Source organism: Streptomyces caeni, assembly GCF_042678285.1.
In the GTDB taxonomy this organism is placed as follows: Bacteria; Actinomycetota; Actinomycetes; order Streptomycetales; family Streptomycetaceae; genus Streptomyces; species Streptomyces caeni.
Map to the genome: position 1 here is coordinate 41,889 of NZ_JBHUDX010000105.1, position 8,020 is coordinate 49,908.

At 72.5% G+C, this 8,020-nt stretch carries 5 protein-coding genes and 1 pseudogene; 1 reads left to right on the plus strand and 5 read right to left on the minus strand.

Annotated features, from left to right (window positions below; genetic code table 11):
- Nucleotides 1–141 precede the first annotated feature (141 nt).
- Entirely contained in the window at nucleotides 142–2,307 is a 2,166-nt protein-coding gene (locus ACFSL4_RS32855) for a SpoIIE family protein phosphatase (RefSeq protein WP_381091140.1), read from the plus strand.
- Nucleotides 2,308–2,499: 192 nt separating this feature from the next.
- On the opposite strand, the gene ACFSL4_RS32860 is transcribed toward ACFSL4_RS32855, so the two are convergent.
- From ACFSL4_RS32860 to ACFSL4_RS32880, 5 genes and pseudogenes are all read right to left on the minus strand, one after another.
- On the minus strand, nucleotides 2,500–3,651 hold the full coding sequence (locus ACFSL4_RS32860; protein WP_381091142.1) for a glutathione-independent formaldehyde dehydrogenase: 1,152 nt from the start codon (nucleotides 3,649–3,651) through the stop codon (nucleotides 2,500–2,502).
- A gap of 268 nt (nucleotides 3,652–3,919) precedes the next feature.
- The gene (locus ACFSL4_RS32865) at nucleotides 3,920–6,679 is read right to left on the minus strand and encodes a SpoIIE family protein phosphatase (protein WP_381091143.1); all 2,760 of its coding nucleotides are present in this window, start codon (nucleotides 6,677–6,679) and stop codon (nucleotides 3,920–3,922) included.
- 114 nt (nucleotides 6,680–6,793) lie between these two features.
- A complete protein-coding gene (locus tag ACFSL4_RS32870) occupies nucleotides 6,794–7,087 on the minus strand; it encodes an MmyB family transcriptional regulator (RefSeq protein ID WP_381091145.1) in 294 nt (97 codons plus the stop codon).
- Nucleotides 7,088–7,278: 191 nt separating this feature from the next.
- Nucleotides 7,279–7,326, minus strand: a pseudogene (locus ACFSL4_RS32875) (hypothetical protein); the annotation flags it as partial.
- Nucleotides 7,327–7,507: 181 nt separating this feature from the next.
- Nucleotides 7,508–8,020, minus strand: a 513-nt coding sequence (locus tag ACFSL4_RS32880) for a DinB/UmuC family translesion DNA polymerase (protein WP_465269772.1), incomplete at its 5' end; no start/stop codon positions are given.

Here is an 8,020-nt window from a genome sequence, read left to right on the forward strand (position 1 = left end):
AGCCTGGCGCACGGACACGGATCCATGCGCACCTAATGGATCCATGTGCACCTAATATCGGAATAAACTACTCAAAGCATCCTTTAATGCTCCAAGACGTGGGACAGTGAAGGTAAGACCGTGGGAGGGAGGCGGTCTGTGATGCCCGTAGGCCCCAGGTCAGGTCCGGCCGGTGCGACGGCCCTCTCACCCCGGTGGCGCGCGGAGGCGGAGCTGTTCGGACCCGCCCCGGTGATCTTCGCTTCGCTGGGCGGCCCCCAGCATGTGGTGGAAGCAGCGAATCCGGCCTTCTTCGCCCTCGTCGGCAGCGGCCGGACGAAGACCGGTGTACCGATCGCGGACCTGGTACCGGGCCTCGCGCACCAGGGCCTGCTCGCACATCTGGGAGAGGTGTACCGCACCGGGATTCCTCATCGCGCCCGGGACAGCCGGCTGCTCCCGGGAAAGGCCGCAGGGGCACAGGAGAGGTTCTTCGACCTGACGTGCGAACCCCGGCGGAGCGCGACGGGCCGGATCGACGGTGTGGTGCTGATCGCCGTCGACACCACCGCCCACCACGACACCCAACTGCTGGCCGCGGAGCAGCGCGCTCTGCTGGAACAGATCGTGCGTGAGGCCCCGCTCCAGGAGATCCTCAGCGGCATGGCCAAGGCCATCGGGGACCTCTCCCCCGAGATGATCGTCTCGGTGCTGCTCACCGACCCCGGACAGCGGCGGCTGCGGCACGGCGCCGGCCCCGGTCTGCCCGCCTTCTACAACGCGGCGATCGACGGCATCCCGATCGCCGAGGGCGCGGGGGCCTGCGGCACGGCGGCGCACCGCCGTGCGCCGGTGTTCACCCCCGACATCGCCACCGACCCGTTGTGGGAGGACTACCGCGCGATGGCGAAGCGCGCCGGACTGGCAGCCTGCTGGTCCACCCCGATCCTGGGCACGGGCGGCCGGCTGCTGGGCACGTTCGCCATGTACCACCGCACCCCGAAGACCCCCACCCCGAAGGACCTCGCGCTCGGATCCGCCTTCACCCGCATCGCGGCACTGGCCATCGAGCGCCATGAGTCCCTGGCGGCCGGCCGCGCCGCGCGCGAGCGCGAGAACGCCGCCCGTGAGGACCTGGCCTTCGTCCTGGACGCGAGCACCGCCATCGCGCGCGAGCAGCACTACGCCGACAGTCTGCGGCGCCTGGCCCAGCTGACCGTCCCCGAACTGGCACCGCTGTGCGCCGTCTACGTGGAGGAGCGCGGCCGCTGCGCGCGGATCGCCTTCGCGGCCGCGACCTCGGCGGACGAGGATCTGCTGGTGGCATCGAGGTGGTACGACGAGGCGGATCGCGCGGTCGCCCGTGTGCTTGCCTCCGGCATGACGGAGACCGGGCGCCTCGGCTCCTCCCCCGGGGCGGTACCCGGCGGGCGCGGCACCGGTTACCTGTGCGTGCCGCTGACGGCCCGCAGCTGCACCTTCGGCGTGCTGGCCCTGCTGGGCATCGACCGCGACCCGGACGGCCATGCCGTCGCCCTGGCCGAAGAACTCGCCGGCAGGGCGGCCTTGAACGCCGACAACGCACGCCAGTTCACCTACCGGGTCCGGCTCGCCCATGACCTCCAGGCCGGCCTGCTGCCGCCGCAGCTGCCCCAGGTGCCGGGTGCGGCTCTGGCTGCGTCCTACCATCCGGCCGGCGAGGGGCTCGGTGTCGGCGGCGACTTCTACGACGTCTTCCCGCTGCCCGGCGACCGCTGGGCCGTCATGATCGGCGACGTGTGCGGTCACGGCGCGGTGGCCGCCACCACGACCGGCATGGTCCGCCACACGGCGCGTGCCGTCGCCCGGCTGGTGGAGGACCCGGTGTCCGTGGTCGCCGCGATCAACGACGCCCTGGAGGAGCACACCGCCGACCGGGACCTCTTCGTCTCTCTCGTCTACGGCGAACTGCGCCGCAGCCCCTGCGGTCTGGCCGTGAGCCTGATGCGCGCGGGCCATGTGCCTCCGCTCGTGCGCCGCGCCGACCGCAGCGTGGAACGGCTCGTGCCGCCGGGCCTGCTGCTGGGCATCGGCTGCGAGAGCGTGGGCTCGCCCGCGCGCGTCGACCTGCGCCCAGGCGACAGCCTGGTCCTGGTCACGGACGGCATCACCGAGGCCCGCTCCCCGCAGGGCGAGCAGTTCGGCGAGGAACGGCTCACCGACGCCCTCACCGCCGTCCCCGCTCCCGGTGCCGTCAATCTGCTCGAATCCGTCACCACGTCGGTCGCCGCCTTCACGCACGACACCTCCCGCGACGACCAGGCGGCGCTGGTGGTGACCGCCGTCTGAGGCCCCTCGGCGCAGTGCCGGATGACCGGAGGAAACCGCTGGCGGGGCGCCCGGGCCCGGGCCGGGCCCCGCACGGTCCCAGCACGCTCGGTCCGCGCATCCGGCCATGATCCCAAGGGAGGTGCCGGCGGACACGTCAGGCGTCCGCCGGCACCTCCCCGGGCCGGGCGCGGGCGCGCCCGGACCCGTCCGTCATGCCGCGAGTGCGTGACCGGGGTGCAGCACCACCTTGGTGTAGCCCTCGACGCGCTTGTCGAACTTCTCGTACGCCTGCGGCGCCTGTTCCAGCGGCAGTTCGTGGGAGACCACGAAACTGGGCCTGGCACGGCCGGCGATGATCAGGTCGCGCAGCTGGCGGTTGTACCGCTTGACGTTGCACTGGCCGGTGCCCATCTGCTGCCCCTTCTCGAACATCCGGCCGATGGAGACCAGGAGTTGGCCGTGCTTTGCGTGCTCGTCGGGGCCGCCCGGGTCGGCGGGCACGTACAGGCCCGGGACGCCGAGCATGCCGGTCGGCCGCACCGTCTCGACGAGCGCGTTGAGGACGACGGCGGGTTCCTCGTGGCTCGCGTCGTGCGCCTGGGCCTGGTAGCCGACGGCGTCCACACCCTTGTCGGTGCCCTCCCCGCCCGTCTGCTCCTTGATCTGCTCGGCGGGGTCGCCCGCGGTGAAGTCGACGGAAACGGCACCGATCTCCCGCGCCTTGGCGAGCCGTTCCGGCACCCGGTCGACGACGAACACCTTCGAGGCGCCGCGCAGCAGCGCCGAGTAGGCGGCCATCAGCCCCACCGGTCCGGCGCCGAAGACGGCCACGCTCTCGCCCGGGGACACCTGGGCGAGTTCGCATCCGTGGTAGCCCGTCGGGAAGATGTCGGCGAGCAGGACGAAGTCGGTCTCGAACTCGTCACCTGGCGGCAGCTTCAGGCAGTTGAAGTCGGCGTAGGGTACGCGCAGCCGCTCCGCCTGACCGCCGGTGAACGGTCCCATCGCCACGTATCCGTAGGCTCCGCCGGCGAAGCCGGGATTGACCGTCAGGCAGAATCCGGTCTTCCCGGCGAGGCAGTTCTTGCAGAATCCGCACGCGACGTTGAAGGGCATCACGACCCGGTCCCCCTGGGCCAGGGAGGTCACGCCGGGCCCGACCTCCTCGACTATGCCGAGGTTCTCGTGGCCGAAGACGATGCCCGACTCGGCTGCCGTGCGGCCCTCGTACATGTGCAGGTCCGATCCGCAGATCGCGGTCGACGTGACCCGCACCAGCACATCGTTGGGATGCTGGATCCGCGGGTCTTCGACGTCCCTCACGGCCACGTCGAAGGGCTTTTCGTAGACGACGGCTTTCACCTGGGTCACCTCCGCGTCGAGCGCCGGATGCCGGCGGCGACGGCCGGGCCGCCACCGGGGGACGCACGGGGGAAACGCGGGCCGTCGGTCTGTGGGCCGTGGCCCCGGGTGCGCTCGCTTCACCGCCGGTACTTCCAGGTAACGCTCCTACGGCACGGACCGCAACCTACGCCGGGTACGGCGTCAAGTGACGCACCGCGCACGGACATTCGCCGACCGCAGCGGTGGGCGGGCGGTTCCAGGGCCCGGACGCCTCCCCGTTGCCGGGTCACGCCGGTGCCTGCGGCCCGGCTCCGTGGACGCCCAGCAGGGCCGCGTCCGTCCACGAGGGCGCCAGGGCGGGCTTCCCGGCGGCCTCCGGGAGCGCCTGCTCGGCCCAGATCACCTTGCCCTGCGCGGTGTAGCGGGTGCCCCAGCGCTCGGTCATCTGCGACACCAGGAACAGGCCGCGGCCCCCCTCGTCGGTCGTCGCCGCGTAGCGCAGATGCGGTGAGGTGCTGCTGCCGTCGGACACCTCGCAGATCAGGGTGCGGTCGTGGATCAGCCGTACGTGGATCGGCTCGGTGCCGTAGCGGATGGCGTTGGTGATGAGCTCGCTCAGGACGAGTTCCATGCAGAAGCCGAGCTCCGACAGGCCCCACTCGTCGAGCTTCTCGGACAGGACGACGCGCATCCCCGCGACGGCGGCCGGGTCGAACGGCACGTCCCAGTCGGCGATCCGCTCGGGCGGCAGCCCCTGCGTGCGGGCGATGAGCAGGGCGACGTCGTCCGCGGGGCGCCCGGGCAGCAGCGCCTCCACCACGGCCTGGCAGCTCTCCTCGGGCGGCCGGTCGGGATGGCCCGCGAGCGCGTCGCGCAGCAGTTCCATGCCCACGTCGAGGTCGCGCCTGCGGTCCTCGATGAGGCCGTCGGTGTACAGGACGAGCTGTGTGCCCTCCGCGAGGTCCAGCTCGGCCGTCTGGAACGGCATGCCGCCGAGGCCGAGCGGCGGCCCGGCCGGAAGGTCGGGGAAGGTGACGCTCCCCTCGGGGGACACCAGCGCGGGCGCAAGATGGCCGGCGCGTGCCATGGCGCAGCGGCGCGTCACGGGGTCGTAGATGGCGTACAGGCAGGTGGCGCCCACCACACCCGCGGCACCCTCCGTGGTCGACTCGTCCTGGTCGATCCGGCCGACCAAGTCGTCGAGATGGCTCAGCAGTTCGTCGGGCGGCAGGTCGAGCGTGGAGAAGTTGTGCACCGCCGTCCGCAGCCGGCCCATGGTGGCGGCGGCGTGGAGACCGTGCCCGACCACGTCGCCGACGGCCAGCGCCACCCGGCTCCCGGGCAGGGGGATCACGTCGAACCAGTCGCCGCTCACGCCCGACTGCGCGGGGATGTAGCGGTAGCCGACGTCGAGGGCGCTCTGCTCGGGCAGGGCCCGCGGCAGCAGGCTGCGCTGGAGGGTCACCGCCAGGGCGTGCTCGCGGGTGTAGCGGCGGGCGTTGTCGATGCTGACCGCGGCCCGGGCCACCAGCTCCTCGGCCAGGGACTGCTCCTCCTCGTCGAAGGGGTCGTGCTGCTCGGAGCGGTAGAAGTTGGCCATGCCCAGGACGACGCCGCGGGCCCGGATCGGGGCGGCGATGAGCGAGTGGATGCCGTATTCGAGGATCGCCTTGGTGCGCTCCGGGTCCTGTGCGTGCCAGCCGGTGGCGGTCGACAGGTCGGTCACCAGCTCGGACTTCCCGGTTCCGTACCCGCGCGCCTGCGGCGTGGAGGGCAGGAAGCGGATCAGCCGGCCCTGTTCGTAGAGCGGGTGGTCGTCGCGGACGCCGTACACGGCGGTGCGGCGCATGGCCGTGGCCGCGCCGGGCGGCTCCTCGCCGTGCAGCACGGCGTCGGCCAGGTCCACGGTGACGAAGTCGGCGAATCGGGGGACGGCGACCTGTGCCAGTTCGTCGGCGGTGCGGATCACATCGAGGGTGGTGCCGACGCCCAGCCCGGCATCGTAGAGCAGCTTGAGCCGCTCACGTGCGACCTCCGCCCTGCCGGACACGGCCTGCAGTTCGGTGGAGTCGCGCAGCGTCACCACGGTTCCCTTGGGGCCCCCCTCGCGGTCCGTGGGGCGCTGGTTGACCGCCAGCAGCCGCTCCCCGGCGAAGTGCACCTCGTCCGTGGCCTCGCGTCCGGACACGAGCAGCGCCACCGTTTCGGGGTCGAGGTCCGACAGCTCCCACACGTGCCGCCCCTCGACGTCCGGCGGGAGCTCCAGCAGCCGCCTGGCCTCGTCGTTCGCCAGCAGCAGCCGCCCGTCGTCCCCGATGATGAGCACGCCTTCACGTACGGCGTGGAGCACCGCGTCGTGGTGCTCGTACATGCGGGTCATCTCTTCGGGGGCCAGGCTGTGGGTCTGCCGGCGCAGCCGTCTGCCCACCAGTGCGGTCCCGCCGGTGGCGACCACGAGCGCGCCGGCCCCCGCGGCCAGGATGATGGGGAGTTGCCGGTCCACCTGGTTGGTGACGTTCTTGACCTTCAGCCCGGCGGAGACCAGGGCCACGATCTTGCCGTCGTTGTTCCTGATGGGCACCGTTGCCTGCATTTCGGGGCCGAGAGGGCCGTGCACGCTCTCGGTGTAGACCTTCCCCTGCAGGGACGGGCCGATCGTGCCCACGAACCGCTTGCCGATCCGGCTCGGCAGGGGGTGGGTGTAGCGGATGCCCTTGGTGTCCATGACCACGATGAAGTCGACGCCCGCGGACTTGCGCCCGGCCTCGGTGAGCGGCTGGAGGATCTTCGACGGCTCGGAGGTCTGCAGCGCCGCCACGACGCCCGGGGAGTGCGCGAAGGTCTGCGCCACGGCTATGGAGCGCCGTTTGGCCTCGGCGTCGGTGTCCCGCTCGGACTGCAGCACCAGGGCGATGACGGCACACGCCACGAGCAGCACCACCAGCGCCACCTGCAGAACGAACACCTGCCCGGCAACGCTTCGCGGGCTCTTTCCGATCAGTGACCGCAGCGATACGCTCCGAAACCAGACGAAACGGTCCGCCATGCCCCATTTCTAGCACTGGTTGATCCCCGGCGGCCACGGCCTGACCCGATGACCGGTTCCCGGTAGGGGATTTCTTTCTCATGAGCCCCATGGGTCACATCCGCACCGCCGGCTTCACGACATCGCGACGCGCTGCGCGGCGAGGCGGCACAGGGACCGGGCGGACGGCGACCCGGGGTCCGCCGTCATCAGCACGACCTCCCGGTCGTCCTGGGGTACCTCGGGTACGAGCAGCACGTCGCGGTTCAGCCGCAGCCCGCCCGCCACGGGGCGGTCGAGGGTCTTGGTGCGGCGCCCGGGAGCGTGGACCGGTCGCGTCTCCCGGATCCGGCGGAACTCCCCGCTGCCGGCGTGGGTCGGCCAGCGGGGCGGCGAGTAGGGCGTCGTGGAGGTAGCGGTCGGCGGCACGGCGCAGTCGCGCCGCCACGATGCACCCGAACCCCTCGGCGCCGGAGCTCTCGTACGAACGCCCCTGCCCGGAGCTCTCGTACGAACGCCCCTGCCCGAGGAAGCGGCGGCGGGCCGGGTTCGCCCGTCCCGGCTCCGGGATCGCCGCCCGGCAGCAGCTGCGCCAGGGGGTTCCAGGCGACGATGCCATAGGCCGCGTCGGTGACGATCGCGCCGGCCTCCCGCAGCCGCCGCAGCATCCGCGCGATGTGCGGCCGCACCCGCCGCACGGCGCCGACAGGGGGCGGGGCGCTGGAACCGGCGAGACGGAATGGCTGCGTTCGGCCGGGGTGAGCCGCAAGGGCGTGGGCCGGCGCGTCGCGGCTCGCAGGACTCCCACGGCGCCGCCGGGCACGAGGCCACCACAGCGGACGACGCCGGTCAGGAGACGTCGCAAAACGTACCGGCCGGGCCGATCACGCCGGGCCCGAACCTGTCGCTGATGCGGTCGCTGACCTCTTCGGCGGCCAGCCGGGCCTCGCGGGCGCGGTCCAGGCTGAGCTGTTCGGCGACCTGGCCGGCGTCGACCAGGTCCTCGCCCTTCAGCTCGATACCGGTGAGCCGGCCGCGCTGCAGGGCCGCCGCGTCCATCAACCGGTAGGCCGGCACGCGCAGATCGTCGTCGTGCGCCGAGGGCCGCTCCAGGCGGCGTGTCTTCTCCCAGCGCGCGCCGCCGGCGAACCGCAGTGTCAGCGTCAGCCCGCGGGCCGCCTGGCCCCGGTGGCGCAGCAGCCGTCCGAGCCGGACCACGAGATCCAGCAGGGCCGCGCGGACCGTGGCGCCGTCGAGTGTGTGCTGGGGAAAGTCGCGGCCGACCGCGGCGGAGGCGGGAAGGGCACGGGGCACCACGGGCCGGGGATCGACGCCGCGGGCCCGGTCGGCGGCCAGGCGGCC